Annotated in this window: 18 protein-coding genes, 1 pseudogene and 1 riboswitch; of the genes and pseudogenes, 4 read left to right on the forward strand and 15 right to left on the reverse strand. The window is 72.6% G+C overall.

Going from position 1 to position 18,006, the window contains the following annotated elements:
- Window positions 1–184: 184 nt before the first annotated feature.
- Both FEF34_RS18015 and FEF34_RS18020 read right to left on the reverse strand, forming a co-directional pair.
- A complete protein-coding gene (locus FEF34_RS18015; protein WP_138054082.1) occupies window positions 185–1,375 on the reverse strand; it encodes a thiolase family protein in 1,191 nt (396 codons plus the stop codon).
- A complete protein-coding gene (locus FEF34_RS18020) occupies window positions 1,372–1,608 on the reverse strand; it encodes a CoA-transferase (protein WP_138054083.1) in 237 nt (78 codons plus the stop codon). Before FEF34_RS18020 ends, FEF34_RS18015 begins: the two co-directional genes overlap by 4 nt.
- A gap of 103 nt (window positions 1,609–1,711) precedes the next feature.
- Here FEF34_RS18020 and FEF34_RS18025 point away from each other — a divergent pair, with 103 nt between their 5' ends.
- Window positions 1,712–3,349 carry an IclR family transcriptional regulator domain-containing protein gene (locus FEF34_RS18025; RefSeq protein WP_138054084.1) on the forward strand — a complete coding sequence of 546 codons (1,638 nt, stop codon included), beginning with the start codon at window positions 1,712–1,714 and terminating at the stop codon, window positions 3,347–3,349.
- Window positions 3,350–3,404: 55 nt separating this feature from the next.
- On the opposite strand, the gene FEF34_RS18030 is transcribed toward FEF34_RS18025, so the two are convergent.
- The 5 genes from FEF34_RS18030 to FEF34_RS18050 all read right to left on the reverse strand — a co-directional run bounded on the left by FEF34_RS18030 (window position 3,405) and on the right by FEF34_RS18050 (window position 6,412).
- A complete protein-coding gene (locus FEF34_RS18030) occupies window positions 3,405–4,046 on the reverse strand; it encodes a vitamin K epoxide reductase family protein (RefSeq protein ID WP_138054085.1) in 642 nt (213 codons plus the stop codon).
- 378 nt (window positions 4,047–4,424) lie between these two features.
- The gene (locus tag FEF34_RS18035; protein ID WP_234042444.1) at window positions 4,425–4,928 is read right to left on the reverse strand and encodes a DUF5949 family protein; all 504 of its coding nucleotides are present in this window, start codon (window positions 4,926–4,928) and stop codon (window positions 4,425–4,427) included.
- A gap of 219 nt (window positions 4,929–5,147) precedes the next feature.
- Window positions 5,148–5,435 carry a hypothetical protein gene (locus tag FEF34_RS18040; protein ID WP_138054087.1) on the reverse strand — a complete coding sequence of 96 codons (288 nt, stop codon included), beginning with the start codon at window positions 5,433–5,435 and terminating at the stop codon, window positions 5,148–5,150.
- Window positions 5,436–5,764: 329 nt separating this feature from the next.
- Window positions 5,765–6,004 carry a chaplin gene (locus FEF34_RS18045; protein WP_138054088.1) on the reverse strand — a complete coding sequence of 80 codons (240 nt, stop codon included), beginning with the start codon at window positions 6,002–6,004 and terminating at the stop codon, window positions 5,765–5,767.
- A gap of 168 nt (window positions 6,005–6,172) precedes the next feature.
- Window positions 6,173–6,412, reverse strand: coding sequence for a chaplin (locus FEF34_RS18050; protein ID WP_138054089.1), 240 nt, complete (start codon window positions 6,410–6,412; stop codon window positions 6,173–6,175).
- Window positions 6,413–6,700: 288 nt separating this feature from the next.
- Here FEF34_RS18050 and FEF34_RS18055 point away from each other — a divergent pair, with 288 nt between their 5' ends.
- Window positions 6,701–7,954 carry a glycosyltransferase family 4 protein gene (locus FEF34_RS18055; RefSeq protein ID WP_138054090.1) on the forward strand — a complete coding sequence of 418 codons (1,254 nt, stop codon included), beginning with the start codon at window positions 6,701–6,703 and terminating at the stop codon, window positions 7,952–7,954.
- A gap of 172 nt (window positions 7,955–8,126) precedes the next feature.
- Here the strand turns inward: FEF34_RS18055 and FEF34_RS41305 are convergent, their stop codons facing one another.
- The 3 genes from FEF34_RS41305 to FEF34_RS18070 all read right to left on the reverse strand — a co-directional run bounded on the left by FEF34_RS41305 (window position 8,127) and on the right by FEF34_RS18070 (window position 9,884).
- Window positions 8,127–8,954, reverse strand: a complete 828-nt coding sequence (locus FEF34_RS41305; protein ID WP_171052997.1) for a chaplin — start codon at window positions 8,952–8,954, stop codon at window positions 8,127–8,129.
- A gap of 111 nt (window positions 8,955–9,065) precedes the next feature.
- Window positions 9,066–9,299, reverse strand: a complete 234-nt coding sequence (locus tag FEF34_RS18065; RefSeq protein WP_138054092.1) for a chaplin — start codon at window positions 9,297–9,299, stop codon at window positions 9,066–9,068.
- 174 nt (window positions 9,300–9,473) lie between these two features.
- Window positions 9,474–9,884: a rodlin gene (locus tag FEF34_RS18070; RefSeq protein WP_138054093.1), complete on the reverse strand. Its 411-nt coding sequence runs from the start codon at window positions 9,882–9,884 to the stop codon at window positions 9,474–9,476.
- A gap of 326 nt (window positions 9,885–10,210) precedes the next feature.
- Here FEF34_RS18070 and FEF34_RS18075 point away from each other — a divergent pair, with 326 nt between their 5' ends.
- Complete coding sequence (locus FEF34_RS18075; protein ID WP_171052998.1) at window positions 10,211–10,621, forward strand: rodlin; 411 nt, start codon at window positions 10,211–10,213, stop codon at window positions 10,619–10,621.
- Between the two features lie 148 nt (window positions 10,622–10,769).
- Here the strand turns inward: FEF34_RS18075 and FEF34_RS18080 are convergent, their stop codons facing one another.
- Window positions 10,770–11,012 carry a hypothetical protein gene (locus FEF34_RS18080; protein WP_138054094.1) on the reverse strand — a complete coding sequence of 81 codons (243 nt, stop codon included), beginning with the start codon at window positions 11,010–11,012 and terminating at the stop codon, window positions 10,770–10,772.
- A 201-nt stretch (window positions 11,013–11,213) separates the two neighbouring features.
- Here FEF34_RS18080 and FEF34_RS18085 point away from each other — a divergent pair, with 201 nt between their 5' ends.
- Window positions 11,214–11,621 carry a rodlin gene (locus FEF34_RS18085; RefSeq protein WP_138054095.1) on the forward strand — a complete coding sequence of 136 codons (408 nt, stop codon included), beginning with the start codon at window positions 11,214–11,216 and terminating at the stop codon, window positions 11,619–11,621.
- Window positions 11,622–11,749: 128 nt separating this feature from the next.
- Here the strand turns inward: FEF34_RS18085 and FEF34_RS18090 are convergent, their stop codons facing one another.
- The 4 genes and pseudogenes from FEF34_RS18090 to cobN all read right to left on the reverse strand — a co-directional run bounded on the left by FEF34_RS18090 (window position 11,750) and on the right by cobN (window position 17,862).
- A complete protein-coding gene (locus FEF34_RS18090) occupies window positions 11,750–12,910 on the reverse strand; it encodes a methyltransferase (protein ID WP_138054096.1) in 1,161 nt (386 codons plus the stop codon).
- Between the two features lie 12 nt (window positions 12,911–12,922).
- The gene (locus FEF34_RS18095) at window positions 12,923–13,495 is read right to left on the reverse strand and encodes a DM13 domain-containing protein (RefSeq protein WP_171052999.1); all 573 of its coding nucleotides are present in this window, start codon (window positions 13,493–13,495) and stop codon (window positions 12,923–12,925) included.
- A 58-nt stretch (window positions 13,496–13,553) separates the two neighbouring features.
- Window positions 13,554–14,130: pseudogene (locus FEF34_RS18100) on the reverse strand (hypothetical protein); the annotation flags it as partial.
- 90 nt (window positions 14,131–14,220) lie between these two features.
- Window positions 14,221–17,862 carry a cobaltochelatase subunit CobN gene (cobN, locus tag FEF34_RS18105; protein WP_138054097.1) on the reverse strand — a complete coding sequence of 1,214 codons (3,642 nt, stop codon included), beginning with the start codon at window positions 17,860–17,862 and terminating at the stop codon, window positions 14,221–14,223.
- A 55-nt stretch (window positions 17,863–17,917) separates the two neighbouring features.
- Window positions 17,918–17,998, reverse strand: a riboswitch (cobalamin riboswitch).
- Window positions 17,999–18,006: the final 8 nt, after the last annotated feature.

Here is an 18,006-nt window from a genome sequence, read left to right on the forward strand (position 1 = left end):
CGCCTCCGTCCCCGTTCCTCCGTACCTGCTCTCCGCTCCCGGCCGGCCACCGGGACGGGGCCGGTGTCGGCTCGCGGCGCGGTCAGCGGGGCAGCAGACCCGTGTGGTTCTCGGCCGGTTCCGCCGCCACGTGCGGCACGGCCGGCGGGATCCGCGCCGCACGGCACCTGGAGGTGGAGCCACGTCACCTCTCCAGGACCAGGGCCAGTCCCTGCCCGACGCCGATGCACAGCGTCGCGAGGCCCGTGCCCGAGCCCGCGGCCGCGAGCTGGTGGGCGACGGCCCCGGTGAGCCTGGCCCCGGAGGCGCCGAGCGGGTGACCGATGGCGATGGCGCCGCCGCGCGGGTTGACGCGGGCCGGATCGAGGTCCGGCCACTGGCCCAGGCAGGCCAGCGCCTGCGCGGCGAAGGCCTCGTTGAGCTCCACCGTGTGCAGTTCGCCGAACTCGCGGCCGGCCTTCTTCAGCGCACGCCGGGCGGCCTCGACCGGGCCCGCGCCGAAGTACTGCGGCTCGATACCGGTGACGGCCGAGGCGCCGACGCGGGCGAGCGGCTCCCGGCCGGTGGCGCGCAGCCCGTCCTCGTCCACGAGCAACAGCGCGGCGGCGCCGTCGTTGAGCGGCGAGGAGTTGCCCGCGGTGACCGTGCCGTCCTTGCGGAAGACCGGCTTCAGCGCGGCCAGGGCCTCGGTGGAGGTGGCGTCGCGAATGCACTCGTCCCGGGTCAGGTCCACGCCGTCGACGGGGACCACCTCGCCGTCGTACAACCCGTCGGCCCAGGCGCGGGCGGCGTTGCGGTGGCTGGCGAGGGCGAACGCGTCCTGTTCGTCGCGGCCGATGCCGTACCGGTCGGCCAGCAGCTCGGCGCCCTCGCCCAAGCCCACCGTCCACTCCTGCGGCATCCGCGGATTGACCATCCGCCAGCCCAGCGTGGTCGAGTGCAGCTGCTGGTGGGCGGCGGGGAAGCCGCGATCGGGCTTCTGCAGCACCCAGGGGGCGCGGCTCATGGACTCGACGCCGCCCGCGACGGCGATGGACGCGTCGCCGACGGCGACGGCGCGCGCGGCCTGGATGACGGCCTCCATGCCGGAGCCGCACAACCGGTTCACGGTCGTGCCGGGCACGGTGACCGGCAGGCCGGCGAGCAGCACGGCCATCCGCGCCACGTCCCGGTTGTCCTCGCCGGCACCGTTGGCGTCGCCGAAGAAGACGTCGTCGATCCGTGCCGGGTCGAGCTCGGGCGAACGGGAGACGAGGGCGCCGAGCACCCCGGCGGCCAGGTCGTCGGGCCGCACCCCGGCGAGGGCGCCGCCGTACTTGCCGATGGGGGTGCGGACGGCGTCCACGACGTAGACGTCACGGAGGCGGTCGGTCATGACGGCTCAGCTCCTGCCTTGTCTCGTACCTCGTCGGGGGTGGGCCCGGGGGCGCCGCTCCCGTCCGTGCCGGGGTTGTCGGAGACGATGCCCGGCCCGTGCACCCCGCGGGCGTGCAGCGCGGCTACCAGCGCGTTCGGCACTCCGTCGAGGCCGAAGCCGCCGACGGCGAGCGACGCGTGGTCCGCGCTGTCGCCCACCGCCTCTGCGGCGGACCGATTGACCTTGTCCATGGAGGCTTCCACTCGTCCCGTTCGCCAGGTGAACTAGAGTTCATCTGAGGCTCGCCCTGAGTCTGCGTGCACCCGGCACACATGTCAACGCCCTGGAGAACCGATGCCAGCCGCTCCCCCCGCTGAGGCCGTGGCTCCGCTGATGCGCGGTATCGCCGTGCTGCGCGCCCTCAGCGACGCGGGCGGCCGGATGGACCTCAGCGACCTGGCGCGCTCCACTGGGCTGGCCCGCTCGACCGCCGACCGCGTCGCGGCGACGCTGGCGCGGATGGGGTACGTACGCCTCCGGGCCCATCAGGTCCGGCTGGCTCCACGGCTCATGGAACTGGGCAACGCCTACCTCGCCGCGCTGTCCCTGCCGCGCCGGCTCGGCCCGCTCGCCGAGCGCCTCGCCGACGAGCTCGACGAGCCGGTCTCGCTCGCCGTCCCCGACCGCGACGGCATCCGCTTCGTCCACCAGACCACCCGGCGGCGGGCCATGTCGCCCACCTTCCGGATCGGCGACCTGCTGCCGTATGAACGCACCGCCGCGGGCGCGGTGTTCGCGGCCGTATGGACCGAGCGCACCTGGGCGTCCCGGATCGGTGACGCCCCCGGGGCCGACGACGGAGGCACGCCGTTCGGGGCCGGAAGGTCCACCGCCGGGGAGGAGGCGTTCCGGCGACGGGCAGCGGGCGCCGGCGAGGCCGGCTGGGCCCTGGACGACCAGCTCATCGAGCCGGGACTGGTCGCCGTCGCCCTGCCCGTGCACGACCGCGAGGGCTCCGTCGTCTGCGCGGTGAACGTGGTCAGCCACACCAGCCGGCACACCGCGGACTCGCTCGGCCGCGCCGTGCTGCCGGCGGTGCGGGAGACCGTCGCCGCGATGGAGGAGGAGCTGCGGCGGGACCGCCCGGCCGCGGGGGCACCCGCGCCGGACGGCCTCGCCCACTGGACCACGGCCTCCAAGCAGGAACTCGGCGCGGAGTTCGTGGAGTCGCTGGCCAGGGGACTCACCGTGATCACCGCTTTCGGCGAGGGCCGCCCCGAACTGTCCCTCACCGCGGTCGCCGAGGCCACCGGCCTGGCCCGGGCCACCGCCCGCCGCGCGCTCATCACCCTGGAGCACCTCGGCTACGTCTGCTCCGGGGACCGCGTCTTCCGGCTCACTCCGCGCGTGCTGTCCCTCGGCTGCCCCGCGCTGTCCCGGACGACGCTCCCCGACATCGCCGTCCCGCACATGGCGGAACTGGTTCGCCGCGTGCACGACTCCGCGTCCCTCGCGGTCCTCGACGGGGACGACATCCGCTACACCGCGCGCGTCGCCACCGAGCGGATCACGAGTGTCGACATCACCGTCGGCACCCGCTTCCCCGCGTACGCCGCCTCCATGGGGCGGGTCCTGCTGGCCGGACTCCCCGCCCGGGAGCGTGCGGACCGTCTCGCCCGCACCGCACTGCGCCCGCTGACCTCACATACCGTCACCGATCCGGCACGCCTGCTCGGCCTCCTCGACCGCGTCCGTGACGAGGGGTTCGCACTGGTCGACGAGGAGCTGGAGGAGGGGCTCCGTTCGCTCGCCGTCCCCGTGCGCGACCACACGGACCGCATCGTCGCCGCGCTGAACGTCGCCATGCACACGGCCCGCCGCACGACCGACGAGTGCCTCGCCGGGGTCCTCCCCCCTCTCCGCGCCACGGCCGCCGCGATCGAATCCGACCTCCACATCGCGGGCCGATTCGCCCGCGTCCCCGAGGTCTGACCCCGGTCGGCGCCCCGGCCGCGGGATGCCCGGCCGAGCCTGGACCCCGGCGGACTCAGCCGGTCCAGAAGTCCCACCAGCGGGTGAGCACCAGCATGCCGATGATCCCCGTCCACGCGACCGGCGGCAGCCAGCCGAACTCCCGCAGCCCGTCCCGCAGACCGGCCGGTGCCGGCAGCATCCGGTGCCCGACGGTGTGCCGCGTCACCCGGCAGAACAGGACGATCGTGGCGACCCAGGCGAGACAGCACCACAGGCAGAGGGCGCCGATCCGGTACAGCGACTGGAACTGCAGCCACGTGCAGAAGACGACCCCGAAGAGCGCTCCCCCGTTGAGCGCGAGCCAGAACCAGCGCCGGTACCGGGCCCCCGCCAGCAGCCCGGCCCCGACCGCGATCACCACGGCGTACGAGACGAGCCCCAGCATCGGGTTGGGGAAGCCGAAGACGGCCGCCTGCTCGCTCTTCATGATGCTGCCGCACGACACGACGGGGTTGAGGCTGCACCCCGGGGTGAAGCCCGGGTCCTCCAGCAGCCGGAACTTGTCGAGCGTGATGACCCAGGAGGCGAGCAGCCCCGCCGCGCCCGTGACCACGAGCATCAGGGCGAAGCCCCGGCTCGCGCCCACCCCGGTCGCGGGGGCGTCATCCGGCGCCGTCACGGGACGCGGGACGCGCGTCCTGGCTCGTGTCCCCATGTCTCTCCAGACTCCCTCTCCGGCCGGATCCGTCCGGCCGACTCCCCGGCCCTTCGTCACCTGGGCCGATGCGCACACGCAGTAATCGCCGCCCCGCTCGACACGACGGATCGTCAGATCCGGACTAGCGTCGCGGGTGTCCGCAACCCCCCTCTGACAGGAGGCCACCGTGAAGCTGACGCTTCCTCACCCGGCGGCGGCCGCCGCCGCGGGCACCGGAATACGATTCAGGCTCGCCGGGACAGCCCGGGAGGGCGCGCACCGCGCGCCCTCCCGCCCGGCGAGCGGTGTCCGGCAGCTCTGACCAGCAAGGTGTGAACCAGGCCCGGCCGGCGGTCCTACCGCCGTCAGCCGGGCCTCTTGCCGCCCGGTGACGGCTCAGCCACGCAGCTGACGGACCGGCAGCAGACAGTGTGCCGCTGTCGACAGCACGGACTCGTCGCCGACGAACTCCCGCAGCCCGTCCTCTGTGACCGGAATCCCCGGCGCGGCGTCCGGCCAGGGCCGCGTCGCGAAGATGAAGTACACGTGCCCCCGGTCCCGTACCGCGGCCAGCCACTCCTGCGGCACCGTGCACTGCGCGGTGAGGTGGGGCATCGTCAGCACCGCCTGGCCCGCCTCCACCAGCAGCGTGACGGGAAGCCCGACGGACTCGGCGGCGTCCACGAACTCGGTCCCGACCGGCAGACCCACGTCGTCGAGCAGCTGCCGGGCCGCGTCCTCGGCCCCCTCCGGTCCGCCGTCGCCGTCCCCGAGTGCGTAGGCCAGCAGGAAGGGCATGTCGCGCTCGTCGTCGGGGTGCTCCCCGCTCCAAGCGATGACGACGAGGGTGCCCAGTCGGGCCGGGCGGAAGGCGCGTACCGCGCCGGGGGTTGAGGTCACGTTCGGGACCATAGCGACTTACCTGAACTCTCCGGGCACCCTTGTCACACGCGCGGGGGAGCCCACCGCCCGATTAGCCCGAAGGGGTCGCGCTCGCTCATCCGTGCGCAGACCCGCCACGCCCGCCGCGCCCGACGGACCGGCGGCAGGGGCGCCGGACGTGGGGAAGCCCGGCGGAGTCCTTCCGCCGGGCCTTCCGGACCGTGCCGGGGACGCCGCTCAGGCGCCCAGGGGGAGCCCACCGAGCAGCTGCTGCGGAGCGGCGGCCTTGCTCCTGTTCAGGTCGTCGGCGGTGCCCTGGACCGTGTTCAGCAGCGAGCCGTCCTGCTCCGTGTCCAGCGTCCTGTTCGTGAGGGGCTCCACGGCGCCCGTGGTCTCGCTCGCGACGGTACCCAGCGCGCCGTTCAGACTGGTCGGAGCGAGCTCGGAAGCGGCGAAAGCCGGGGCCGAGGCACCCGCGGCGACCAGCGAACCGGCGACGACCGCAGCGACCTTCATGGGCTTCATCAGTGAATCTCTCCTTCGGCAACGCGTGTCGCGCGCACAAGTGGCGGAGGCTTCAGGCACATTGCGGGTGCCCGGCATGCCCCGTCGTGCTGTTCTGTGCTGTTACGTGTTCTGTAACGATCCGTCACCCGGGCCGGAAACCCCGAATGCCGGGGATTCCCCCAGCCCACCCGAATGAAGCTCCCCGTTCGGATGTTCCTATCGGATTGCCCTCACCCGGCCACGGGCGGGAAAGGCGACCGGTCCGGGCCCCGGTGACGCACTCGGCACGAAAAGGCCGCCCTTCCCGCCGGGGCGGGAGGGGCGGCCCGAGGCGCCCGTGCAGGCGATCAGTCGTTGACGCAGGCGTTGCCGAAGGCCGGGTTCAGCAGACCGACGACATCGGCGGTGTTGCCGCAGGCGTTGACCGGCACGTGGACCGGGAGCTGGACGACGTTGCCGGAGAGCACGCCCGGCGAAGCCGCCGCTGCGGCCTGCGCGCCGCTGTCGGCGGCGGCGATGCCGGTGGAACCCGCAACAGCGGCGGCGGCGAGGGTGGACAGGACGAAAGCCTTCGCGGTACGCGACATGGAGAAGCACTCCTTGGTCAAAATGTTCAGTGGCCGTGCGTGACTGCCCGGTCCGATGGTTCAACGGCGGCGAGGTCTGCCAGGTTGTGCGGCCGAAGGAGTGAACAACCGGTCGGCGCACAGGGTTGCGGGCGTCCGGCGGCGTGCGCCGCCGGACGCCCGAACGCGTCAGTCGTTGGCGCAGACGTTGCCGAAGGCCGGGTTCAGCAGACCGACGACGTCGACGGTGTTGCCGCAGACGCCCACCGGGACGTGGACCGGGAGCTGGGCCACGTTGCCGGACGCGACGCCGGGCGAGCCCTCGGCGGCACCGGCCGCGCCGCTGTCCGCGACGGCCATGCCCGCACCGCCCATGATCAGGGCGACGCCCGTGCCCGCAAACACGACCGACTTCGCGATTCGCTTCATTATTTCTTCCTTCCGGGGGGTTAGTGATGCGGCGCAAGCAACAACGAGGGCACCCGAAGTCCGGACACGGAGGAACTCCAAAAGGATTAATCCGCACTCCGGCGCTCCGGCCAAGGGCTGTCCGGCGCCGGAAAGAAATAGGGCTAGAGTCACCTCTCGCGCCGGCTCCGCGAAGAGCGCACGAAGCCGCCCCCCACCGGCCCGCTCATGTGAATAGCCTTGGATATGAATCGGAATCGACGATCCGCGCAGCGTGCTGAGTCCCGGCAGCAGCCGGATCACTTTCCGATGCCCCGTGCACCGGAACTCCCGCCGGCCCTTCCGTCCGGAGAGGGCCCCGACCGGGTCCGGCGCACCGTCCAGCGCCCGCCGTCCGGACCGGGCGCGGGCCCACGTGCGGACCGGACGGTCGTGCTCCACGTCGTCCAGCAGGCCGACGGCGGGATGGCCCGGGTCGTCCTGGACCTGGTGGCCCATCAGGTCCGCGGAGGAACTCCGGTGGCGGTGGCATGCCCGGGCGGCGGCATGCTCGCGGACGCCGTGCTCGCGCTCGGCGCCGGTGTCCACCGGTGGCGTGCCGGGAAGAAACCCGGCCCGCTGCTGCCCCACGAGGTGGGGCAACTCTCCAGGATCGTCGGCGCCGCCGGCCCACGGCTCGTGCACGCGCACGGGCCCAAGGCCGGGCTCGCCGCCCGGCTCGCGCTGCGCGGCCGGATCCCCACCGTCTTCCAGCCGCACGTCTGGTCGTTCGGTGCGGCCGGCACCCTCCTGGCCGGCCCGGCCCGCCGATGGGAGCGCTACGGGGCTCGCTGGGCCGACCGCATCGTCTGCGTCAGCGAGACGGAGCGGCGCAAGGGTGCGGCGGCCGGCGTCGAGGCGCTGTGGACCGTCGTCCCCAACGGCGTGGACACCGAGCGGTTCCGGCCCGCCGCGGACGGAGCGCGGCGGAACCTTCCGCCACTGGTCGCCGACCTGCCCGCGTCCGCGCCCCTCGTGGTGTGCGTGGGACGGCTGTGTCGGCAGAAGGGGCAGGACGTACTGCTGGCGGCATGGGAGCAGGTCCTGCGCAGACTGCCGAACGCCCGCCTCGTGCTGGTCGGGGACGGCCCCGGGGCCGACGCCCTGCGCGCGTCGGCCCCGGCGTCCGTCCGGTTCGCGGGCGACCAGCCGGACTCCGCGCCCTGGTACCGGGCGGCTGATCTGGTCGTCGTCCCGTCGCGCTGGGAGAGCATGGCCCTGACGCCCCTGGAGGCGATGGCCTGCGGCCGGCCGGTCGTGGTCACGGATGTCGCGGGAACGCGGGAGAGCCTGCCACCGGGGCACGCACTGTTCTGCACGACGCCCCCGCAGGATCCGTACGCCCTTGCCACGGCCGTGGGCGACCTGCTGCTCAACGGCCCGCTGCGCAGGACACTGGGCAGCCAGGGCCGCCAGCACGTCCTCGCCACGCACGACGTACGGCACAGCGCCTCCGCGATCGCGAACGTCTACCGCGAGGTCTCGGCCGCCCGGCCCACGGGCGGCGGCTCGACGGGGGACTGACCGGCCGCGCTCGAGCGCGCCGGCCCGCCGATGAGGCCGTTCCGGACCGCGCCCGCCCGGCGAGGACGACCCCGGGTCCGTCGCCGGCCGGACGGCCCGCCCTGACACGCCACGGCCGGGAGAGTCCGATGAGGGACTCTCCCGGCCAGGTTCACACGGGGAGCGCGGCCGTTCAGCGACGCGCGGCGGCCGTCCCGCGGCGGTACAGCAGGGCGCCGCCGGCCAGCAGGCCGACCGCGGCGGCACCGGCCGCCAGGGTGCCGGCGTTGCCGCCGGTCTGGGCCAGCTGCTCCGTCGTCGAGGAGTCGACGACCCGGTCGTCGACAGGGGTGTCCACCACAGGAACCAGGACCTCGGGAACCTCGGGAACCTCGGGAACCTCCGGCATCTCGGGGGTGACCGGGCTCTCCGGCGTCACCGGGGTCACCGGGGTCTCCGGGGTCTCCGGGGTCTCGGGCATCTCCGGCGTCACCGGGGTCTCGGGCATCTCCGGCGTCACCGGGGTCTCGGGCATCTCCGGGATCACCGGGGTCTCGGGCATCTCGGGGGTGACCGGGCTCTCCGGCGTCAGCGGCGTCTCGGCCGTGCCGCTGCCGCAGTTGTTGCCGCCGGCCGGGTTCAGGGCGCCGATGACGTCGATGGTGTTCCCGCAGGCGTTGACCGGGACGTCCACCGGCACCTGGACGTTGTTGCCGGAGGCGACGCCCGGGGAGCCCACAGTGGCACCCTCCGCGGACGCTCCGCCCGCGCCCCCGTCGGAGGCGTTGACGCAGGCATTGCCGAACGCGGGGTTGAGGACCCCGACCACGTTCAGGGAATTGCCGCAGACGTTGACCGGCACGTGCACGGGGGCCTGGACGTTGTTGCCCGACAGTACGCCGGGCGAGTTCGCTGCCTCGGCGTCGGCCTGGGAGTCGGCGCTGGCGTACACACTGGTCAAGGACAGAATCCCGGTGGCCGCCGCGGCCGTCAGAATTCCCTTGCTGATGACCTGTCGCATGTTGTTGTTCTTCCCGCTTTCGCTTCGCGAGCCGATCCCGGGGCGGTGCCGCAGGGCACGCCCCAGGACCGACGGAAAACGACCTTAAGGGCTGTATGCGAGGACTGGATGTCAGTCGTTCACACAGAGGTTGCCGAACGCAGGGTTCAGCACGGCAATGAGATTGACGGAGTTGCCGCAGGAATTCACCGGAATGTGTACGGGAATCTGGATGACGTTCCCGGAAAGCACTCCCGGCGAGCCGGTCGCGACACCGGTGGCACCGGAGTCCGCAAGCGCGGGCGAAGCCATTCCCATGGCCATCACGAGTCCCGCCAGCACCGTCGTTGTCCTTCTGAACTTCATATCGGATCTCCTTCTGTTCGGCGGTCGGAGTGACGTGGAAACGCACGGGCAATGCCCACGACGCCCTGCCAACGAGCCGCGCCGACCGAGGAAACCCTTCTGCGGCCCGGGACTCCGCTCAATTCACTCGAATGCCCGGACGGCCGAACCCGACAACCGGGCCGGATCGGGGGCTCAGCTGTTGCCCTCGCCGTTGCCGGAGAGCACCGGGATGTCGGAGAGAATGTGCGACAGGGCCTCGTCACCCTTGGCCTGGGTCGAGTTCTCCGTGCACTGCTGGTTCTGCGGGCTGGACAGGACGTTGAGGTCCTGGACGCCGACCGGCACCAGACCGACGAGCGAACCGGCGTTGGCCTTGGCCGGCAGACCGACGCAGGGCTTGTTCAGCGAACCCTGGACCAGGGCGAGCTGCGGGCTCTGGGCACCGTAGGTGGCCGAGTTGCCGAACACCTGCGAGGCACCGACGCCACTGGCGGACGTCGTACCGGTGTCGTCGCCGATGGCCAGGGCCTGGGGGGCGGCGGCGGCCGAGGCACCGATTACGGAGGCCGTGACCGCAGCCGCAGCCATAACCTTCTTGATCATCACTTGCTTGCCTTTCTGCAGGAACACTCCAGCTCGTCTGCGCACCGACTCAAACTGAACGGAGGACGTTTGGTTGCGTTACTTCACCCGAACAGCCCTCATGGCGGGTTCGTTCGCGACGCGCACGGGAAGCCGCCGGCGGATCAGGGAAACGCTCTGGCCGAACGGCACACCGGTCGCCGTCGGCACCGTCCTTTGGAGTGAAGCGGAAGAACCAAGTCCGCTGGTCCGAGTTGGTCAGGAGGCTCCGGGAAACGGGCGCCCAAGTCCGCTCTCAGAAACCCGGGAACCCGGCACCCCAAGGAACCCAGGAAAGGGATCAACTCGTGCTGAAGAAGGCTATGGCGGCTGCAGCCGTCACCGCGTCGGTCGTCGGCGCCTCGGCCGCGGCGGCGCCGCAGGCCCTGGCCGTCGGCAATGACACGGGCACCACGTCGGCCAGTGGCGTCGGCGCATCGCAGGTGTTCGGCAACTCCGCCACGTACGGCAACATGAGCCCGCAGATGGCTCTCGTCCAGGGTTCGCTGAACAAGCCCTGCGTGGGACTGCCGGCCAAGCTGAACGCCGGTTCGCTCGTCGGTCTGGTGCCGGTCGGCGTCCAGGACCTCAACGTCCTGTCCAGCCCGCAGGCCCAGCAGTGCACGGAGAACTCGACCCAGGCCAAGGGTGACGAGGCCCTGTCGCACATCCTCTCCGACATCCCGGTGCTCTCGGCCAACGGTCAGGGCAACGGCTGACCGTCGCCCACACCGGCCGGGCCGGACCGTTCGCGGTGCTCCGCGGCGGCCCGGCCCGTTCGCGTGGGTGCCTGGTTGACCTCCCGGAGGCGTGTCGCCACGCCGCCGTACCGCGCCCGCCCGTGGGAGCGACGGGCGCGGCGCCCGCTCACCAGCGGGGCCAGGACCAGGAGACGAGGTCGGACCACTCTCGGTCATGGACGCCGGGAACGGTCCTCCCCTGGGCGTACCAACTGGCCATGAGGGATGCGTAGATGGGCTCCACCGAGCGGTCCGCGACCGGCCGGACCGCCGGCCTGACCCGGTCCACCGGCTCCCTATCGCCTTCCGATTCCGTGCGACTCGCCGGAATCAGCCCCTGCCGTTCCCAACGGCCCTTGTGCTCCGCCATGCCCCCAATATCCCGTACCGCCCGGGCTCGTTGGTGCGAAAGAACCGAACGTCCCGAACAGCGCCGTCCGCGCTGGGCCGATCGGGTTACAGGCCGCAACCGGGGCACGGAGGCCGGTGTTGATCACTGCGTACATCACTCACCGGTGGAGTGCGCATCCCGACGCCCCGAACATCGCGAACCTCCCCGAAGGGAACCACCATGAAGAAGCTGTGGGCAGCAGCAGCCGTGACCGCGTCCGTGGCCGGAGCCGCGCTGACCGCCGCCCCGCAGGCAATGGCCATCGGCGACGACGGCGGCACGACGTCGCTGAGCGGCAATGACGCCGCGCAGATCTACGGCAACTCGGCCACCTACGGCGCCCAGAGCCCGCAGCTCAGCGCCGTTCAGGGTTCGCTGAACAAGCTGTGCGTGGGTCTGCCCGCTAAGGCCAACGCCGGTTCGCTCGTCGGTCTGGTGCCGGTCGGCGTCCAGGACATCGGTGTCCTGGCCAACCCGCAGGCCCAGCAGTGCGCCGAGAACTCGACCCAGGCCAAGGGCGACGAGCCGCTGTCGCACGTCCTGGACGACGTCCCGGTGCTCTCCGGCAACGGCGTCAACAACCACTGATCCCGTACACGCCACGGTTCAGGGCCCAGGGGCCCGGCTCGGCGGACCGCTTCACGCGGCTCGGCCGGCCGGGCCCCTGTGCGTCGGGTCCGGACCGGCTCCCGGCTTCCGGCTCGACGCCCCGCCCGTCAGCCGCGCTTCACCGCGCGCAGGACCACGAACTTCGGGTTGCTCGCGACTGTCCCGCAGTTCCCGAAGATCCGGCGCAGTTTGACGTGGTAGCCGAGGTGCCGGTTGCCGATCACCCACAGCTCGCCGCCGGGGCGCAGGGCCCTGCGGGCGCCGGTGAACATGCGCCACGAGGTGCTGTCGGTCAGCGCTCGGTGGGTGTGGAAGGGCGGATTGTTCAGCACGAGGTCGACGGACCCGCGCTCCGTCCCGGACAGCGCGTCGCCGACGGCGAAGGCGGCACGGGCGGACGGTCCGGTGTTCGCCCGGAAGGTGGCCTCCGCCGAGGCGACGGCCTGGAACGACTCGTCCGTGAACACCACCTCGGCCTCCGGGTTGGCGACCGCCACGGCCGTACCGACCACGCCGTTGCCGCAGCCCAGGTCCACGACGCGCAGCGGACCGCGGCGGTCGGGGAGGTGTTCGAGGAAGAAGCGGGTACCGACGTCCAGGCGGTCGGCGCAGAAGATCCCCGCGTGATTGGTCACCGGGCGTCCAGACATCACGCCGATGCCGGCCGGCAGCGTGTAGCTGCGAGGCCAGAGGTCTTCCGGGACGGCCGCGGGTCCGGTGCGGTCCGGTGCGGGGGCGCAGTGGATGAGCCTGGCCTTCTTGACCGCGAGTGACGTTCGGGTGGGGCCGATGATCCGCTCGAAGAGCTTCAGCGTCGAGGTGTGGATCTCCGTCACCATGCCGGTGCCGACCACGAGCGTGTCGGCGGTCAGCCGGGGCGCGAGCCGCTGGAGCTGGTCCTCGAGCAGCGCGAGGCTCTTGGGGACGCGGACCAGCAGGACGTCGATCCGGTCCGGCGGGGTGTCCTGGGTCGACAGCAGACGCACGCCGTCGGCCTCCTCGACGGAGCGGTTGCGGACGAGGTTGGCGCGGGTCGCCTGCTGGGTGAGCCAGGAGTCGGTGATCTGCACGGGCCGCTGTGCCGCGAGTGCCGTGACCAGCGCTCCCCAGCGGTCGCCCACCACGACCACGGTGCCGTCGAGCGTCTCGCCCTCCAGATGGCGCAGCAGGTACTCGTCCGAGGCGTCCCAGGCGCGGAGCGGGTCACGGGGGTCCTCGGGGAAGCGGGTGAGCCCGAGGTCGCCCCATGACGTGGTGAAGATGTTCATCGTGCTCTCAGGCTACGCGGCCGCCTTGCCGAGCTCCGCGGCGCCGAAGGAGACGTCGAAGCGGTCGCACCAGATGGTGACGCTGGTCAGGCGGTTGAGATCGGCGTCGGCGGGCAGCGCGTAGTTCTGGTCGCCCTTGTTGCCCTTCAGCTTGCCGAGGCTGACGTACTGCCCGTCGTCGAAGACGTGCCAGCCGTCCTTGCCCTCCTTCACCGGTGCGTCGGTGATCCAGACGCGCAGGTCGGGGCCGCTGCTGGTGTCCAGGCCCTCGATCCGGAGGGTGCGGGAGCCGTCGGCGAGTCGGACGATCTTCACACTGCCGGTCGTGTCGTGCTCATGGCTGATGAAGCGCCCCGTGGCCAGCACTTCCGGCGCGGACGCGGCCGGCGGCGTCGTGTCCGCGGACGCCCCCGGTGCGTCCGGCGAGGCCGCGTCGGCCGGGGCGGCCGCGGGCAGTTCCTCGCGCACGGTCTCGTCCACCCAGAGCTTCCAGGGCTGGAACCAGTACAGCCCGGCGACGGCCACCACCGCGACCACCACCAGCCCCACGATCACCACGGGTCTGCGTATCACCGAAGTCCTCATGGCTCCATTCAAGTCGTACGGGACGGCGAAAGGAACGTTCCCGGTGGTGACGGAAGTCTTACGCCCGCCGTCCGCTCCGGCGGTCGAGCTGGGTCACCACGCCGGCGTGGAAGCGGTCGACGGCCTGGTCGACGCTGCGGATGAACCCGGACTCCGCAGTGCCGCGGGTGTCGCCCATGCTCCTGAACAGCGAGCGCCCGAAGCCGGTGGTCTGCGCGTCGTCCAGGGGGAGGATGTCGCCCGGCTCCGGACGCAGGCGTTCCAGGGGCCGCGCGGGCCTCCCGCCGATCCGTCGGTCAGCGTCTCGACACGGAGGTCGGGGGGTGCCTCTCCCAGTTCTCGACGACCTCCACGGCGCGCCGGTCGCCCTGGCAGAGAGTCTCCTCGTCGATGCCCCGTCGTACGGGCACCCAGGTGGGCCCCGTGTTCTGGAAGCCGTGGCAACCGGAGTTCTCGTGCTGGAGGTAGTGCGGCAGCTCCTGCAGGAGCCAGGCGTGGGCGGCGTCGCCCACGCCTTCGTGCCGGATCAGCATCTGCACCTGGTGGGCGACTCAGGCCCAGGAGTGGTGCCACAGCGCGGCCTTGTTCCTGCGACACCCGTCGATCTTCACGTCGACGAGAGGGCCGGACAAAAGCGGAAGCACTCCGGCCGTTGCGGGTCCGGTCCCGACATCGCCGGGCGGTGACCGGGTACGGGCCGGAGTGCTTCCGGGGTGGGGCCCTGGTCAGCCGTCGCCCTCCAGGTCGCCCTCCGTCTCGAGGAAGACCTGGCGCAGCGCGTCGACGACCGCCGGGTCGGGCTTCTCCCACATGCCGCGGGACTCCGCTTCCAGCAGGCGTTCCGCGATGCCGTGGAGGGCCCAGGGGTTGGCCTGCTGGAGGAACTCGCGGTTCTCCGGGTCCAGGACGTACGCCTGGGCGAGCTTGTCGTACATCCAGTCGGCGATCACGCCGGTCGTGGCGTCGTAGCCGAACAGGTAGTCCACGGTGGCGGCGAGTTCGAAGGCGCCCTTGTAGCCGTGGCGGCGCATCGCCTCGATCCACCTGGGGTTGACGACGCGGGCCCGGAAGACGCGGGAGGTCTCCTCGACGAGGGTGCGGGTGCGGACCGTCTCCGGGCGGGTGGAGTCGCCGATGTACGCCTCGGGCGCGGTGCCGCGCAGGGCGCGCACGGTGGCGACCATGCCGCCGTGGTACTGGAAGTAGTCGTCGGAGTCGGCGATGTCGTGCTCACGGGTGTCGGTGTTCTTCGCCGCGACCGCGATCCGCCTGTACGCCGTCTCCATCTCCTCGCGCGCCGCCCGGCCTTCGAGGCCGCGGCCGTACGCGTAGCCGCCCCACACCGTGTAGACCTCGGCGAGGTCGGCGTCGGTGCGCCAGTCGCGGGAGTCGATCAGCTGGAGCAGTCCGGCGCCGTACGTACCCGGGCGGGAGCCGAAGATGCGGGTGGTGGCGCGCCGTTCGTCGCCGTGCTCCGCGAGGTCGGCCTGGGCGTGGGCGCGTACGAAGTTCTCGTCGACGGGCTCGTCGAGCGAGGCGGCGAGCCGGACCGCGTCGTCGAGGAGGCCGATGACGTGCGGGAACGCATCGCGGAAGAAGCCCGAGATACGCAGCGTCACATCGACGCGGGGGCGGCCGAGCTCGGCGAGCGGCACCGGTTCGAGGCCGTTGACGCGGCGGGAGGCGTCGTCCCAGACGGGGCGGACGCCGAGCAGCGCCAGTGCCTCGGCCACGTCGTCGCCGGCGGTGCGCATCGCGCTCGTGCCCCACAGGGACAGTCCGACGGACGTCGGCCAGGAGCCGTTGTCCGTGCGGTAGCGCTCCAGGAGGGATTCGGCGAGGGCCTGGCCGGTCTCCCAGGCGAGGCGGGAGGGCACGGCCTTGGGGTCGACGGAGTAGAAGTTCCGGCCCGTCGGAAGGACGTTGACCAGGCCGCGCAGCGGCGAGCCGGACGGTCCGGCCGGGACGAAGCCGCCGTTCAGCGCGTGGACGGTGTGGTCGAGTTCGTCGGTGGTGGCGGCGAGGCGCGGCACGACCTCCCGGGCGGCGAAGTCGAGGATGTCGGCGACCGCCTCGCCCTGGCCCTCGGCCACGGCGGCGACGGCGGCCGGGTCCCAGCCGGCGTCCTCCATGGCCTCGACCAGGGCGCGGGCCCGGGACTCGGCCTCGTCGGCGGTGGTCCGGGTCGCGGCGGACTCGTCGAGTCCGAGCGCCTCGCGCAGCCCGGGCAGGGCGGTCGTGCCGCCCCAGATCTGCCGGGCACGCAGGATCGACAGGACGAGGTTGACCCGCTCCGGGCCGGTGGGCGCGCCGCCGAGGACGTGCAGTCCGTCGCGGATCTGGGCGTCCTTGACCTCGCAGAGCCAGCCGTCGACGTGCAGCAGGAAGTCGTCGAAGCCGTCGTCGTCGGGGCGGTCCTCCATACCGAGGTCGTGGTCGAGCTTCGCCGCCTGGATGAGGGTCCAGATCTGGGCGCGGATCGCGGGAAGCTTCGCCGGGTCCATGGAGGAGATCTGGGCGTACTCGTCGAGCAGTTGCTCCAGGCGCGCGATGTCGCCGTAGGAGTCGGCACGGGCCATCGGCGGGACGAGGTGGTCGATGAGGGTGGCGTGGACGCGGCGCTTGGCCTGGGTGCCCTCTCCCGGGTCGTTGACCAGGAACGGGTAGACCAGCGGCAGATCGCCGAGCGCGGCGTCGGGCGCGCAGGCGGCGGACAGCCCGGCGTTCTTGCCGGGCAGCCACTCCAGGTTGCCGTGCTTGCCCAGGTGGATCATCGCGTCGGCGCCGAAACCCCCTCCCCCGGAGCCTTCGGCCTGGGGAGTACCCCCGGCCGACTGCGGGGACGCGATCCAGCGGTAGGCGGCGAGGTAGTGGTGCGAGGGCGGCAGATCGGGGTCGTGGTAGATCGCGATCGGGTTCTCGCCGAATCCGCGTGGCGGCTGGATGACGACCAGCAGGTTGCCGCGGCGCAGGGCGGCCAGGACGATGTCGCCCTCCGGGTTGCGGGAGCGGTCCACGAACATCTCGCCGGGCGCCGGGCCCCAGTGCTCCTCGACCGCCTCGCGCAGTTCGGAGGGCAGGGTCGCGTACCAGCGCCGGTAGTCGGCGGCCGGGATGCGGACCGGGTTCCGGGCGAGCTGCTCCTCGGTGAGCCAGTCCTGGTCGTGGCCGCCGGCCTCGATGAGCGCGCGGATCAGCTCGTCGCCGTCGCCGGACGCCAGGCCGGGGATCTCCTCGGTGCCGAAGTCGTAGCCCTCGTCGAGGAGCCGGCGCAGCAGGGCGACGGCGGAGGCGGGGGTGTCGAGGCCGACGGCGTTACCGATGCGGGAGTGCTTCGTCGGGTACGCGGAGAGGACGAGCGCGAGGCGCTTCTCGGCGTTCGGGATGTGCCGCAGCCGGGCGTGGCGCACGGCGATGCCGGCGACGCGGGCGGCGCGCTCGGGGTCGGCGACGTACGCGGGGAGGCCGTCCTCGTCGATCTCCTTGAACGAGAACGGCACGGTGATGAGGCGGCCGTCGAACTCGGGGACGGCGACCTGGCTGGCGGCGTCCAGCGGGGACAGCCCCTCGTCGTTCTCCTCCCAGGCGACGCGCGGCCCGGTCAGGCACAGGGCCTGCAGCACGGGCACGTCGAGCGAGGCGAGCGCGCCCGCGTCCCACGCCTCGTCGTCCCCTCCGGCCTGGGCCTCGGCGGGCCGGGTACCGCCGGCGGCGAGGACGGTGGTGACGACGGCGTCGGCGTCGCGGAGCCGTTCCAGCAGCTCCGGCTCGGGGGCGCGCAGTGAGGCGACGTACAGCGGCAGGGCCCGGCCGCCCGCGTCCTCGACGGCGTCGCACAGCGCGCCGACGAAGGCGGTGTTGCCGCTCATGTGGTGGGCCCGGTAGTAGAGCACGGCGACGAGCGGGCCGCTGTCGCGACGCGGGGTGCGCTCCAGCTCGCCCCACGTGGGGGCGGGGGCGGGCGGCGCGAAGCCGTGGCCGGTGAGCAGGACGGTGTCCGAGAGGAACCGGGCGAGCTGCTCCAGGTTGTCCGGGCCGCCGTGGGCGAGGTAGGCGTGGGCCTCCGCCGCGATGCCGATGGGAACGGTGGACGTCTCCATCAGCTGGGCGTCCGGGGCCTGTTCGCCGGTGAGGACGACCACCGGCCGGCCCTGGGCCAGCAGCGCGTCGAGGCCCTCCTGCCAGGCGCGGACGCCGCCGAGGAGGCGCACGACGACCAGATCGGTGCCGTCGACGAGCTCGGGCAGCCGGTCGAGGGGGAGGCGGGAAGGGTTCGCGAAGCGGTACCGGACCGGGCCCTCGGCGGCGCGGGCGCTGAGCAGGTCGGTGTCGGAGGTCGACAGCAGCAGGATCGTCGCGTGCGTCATCGCGTGCGCAGGCCTTCCTCGGGGTTTCCGCGCCCCGGGTGGTCGTGGTCGGCGGGAGTTCCTGACTCACCGGACCCCGTCGCCGGGACCCGGTTCACAGTGGCGGGACCGCGCCGGATTCCCACCGGGCTTCCTCCCTGGAGC

This window comes from Streptomyces marianii (assembly GCF_005795905.1).
Lineage (GTDB): Bacteria > Actinomycetota > Actinomycetes > Streptomycetales > Streptomycetaceae > Streptomyces > Streptomyces marianii.

What these genes read in the sequence shown, in the direction of transcription:
- FEF34_RS18040 (WP_138054087.1), bottom strand. Translation starts at nt 5,435, where the DNA reads ATGAAGCCCATGAAGGTCGCTGCGGTCGTCGCCGGTTCGCTGGTCGCC.
- FEF34_RS41305 (WP_171052997.1), bottom strand. Translation starts at nt 8,954, where the DNA reads ATGCGACAGGTCATCAGCAAGGGAATTCTGACGGCCGCGGCGGCCACC.
- FEF34_RS18095 (WP_171052999.1), bottom strand. Translation starts at nt 13,495, where the DNA reads ATGAGGACTTCGGTGATACGCAGACCCGTGGTGATCGTGGGGCTGGTG.
- FEF34_RS18050 (WP_138054089.1), bottom strand. Translation starts at nt 6,412, where the DNA reads ATGAAGCGAATCGCGAAGTCGGTCGTGTTTGCGGGCACGGGCGTCGCC.
- cobN (WP_138054097.1), bottom strand. Translation starts at nt 17,862, where the DNA reads ATGACGCACGCGACGATCCTGCTGCTGTCGACCTCCGACACCGACCTG.
- FEF34_RS18065 (WP_138054092.1), bottom strand. Translation starts at nt 9,299, where the DNA reads ATGAAGTTCAGAAGGACAACGACGGTGCTGGCGGGACTCGTGATGGCC.
- FEF34_RS18055 (WP_138054090.1), top strand. Translation starts at nt 6,701, where the DNA reads ATGCCCCGTGCACCGGAACTCCCGCCGGCCCTTCCGTCCGGAGAGGGC.
- FEF34_RS18045 (WP_138054088.1), bottom strand. Translation starts at nt 6,004, where the DNA reads ATGTCGCGTACCGCGAAGGCTTTCGTCCTGTCCACCCTCGCCGCCGCC.
- FEF34_RS18030 (WP_138054085.1), bottom strand. Translation starts at nt 4,046, where the DNA reads ATGGGGACACGAGCCAGGACGCGCGTCCCGCGTCCCGTGACGGCGCCG.
- FEF34_RS18020 (WP_138054083.1), bottom strand. Translation starts at nt 1,608, where the DNA reads ATGGACAAGGTCAATCGGTCCGCCGCAGAGGCGGTGGGCGACAGCGCG.
- FEF34_RS18080 (WP_138054094.1), bottom strand. Translation starts at nt 11,012, where the DNA reads ATGGCGGAGCACAAGGGCCGTTGGGAACGGCAGGGGCTGATTCCGGCG.
- FEF34_RS18090 (WP_138054096.1), bottom strand. Translation starts at nt 12,910, where the DNA reads ATGAACATCTTCACCACGTCATGGGGCGACCTCGGGCTCACCCGCTTC.
- FEF34_RS18085 (WP_138054095.1), top strand. Translation starts at nt 11,214, where the DNA reads ATGAAGAAGCTGTGGGCAGCAGCAGCCGTGACCGCGTCCGTGGCCGGA.
- FEF34_RS18070 (WP_138054093.1), bottom strand. Translation starts at nt 9,884, where the DNA reads ATGATCAAGAAGGTTATGGCTGCGGCTGCGGTCACGGCCTCCGTAATC.
- FEF34_RS18015 (WP_138054082.1), bottom strand. Translation starts at nt 1,375, where the DNA reads ATGACCGACCGCCTCCGTGACGTCTACGTCGTGGACGCCGTCCGCACC.
- FEF34_RS18025 (WP_138054084.1), top strand. Translation starts at nt 1,712, where the DNA reads ATGCCAGCCGCTCCCCCCGCTGAGGCCGTGGCTCCGCTGATGCGCGGT.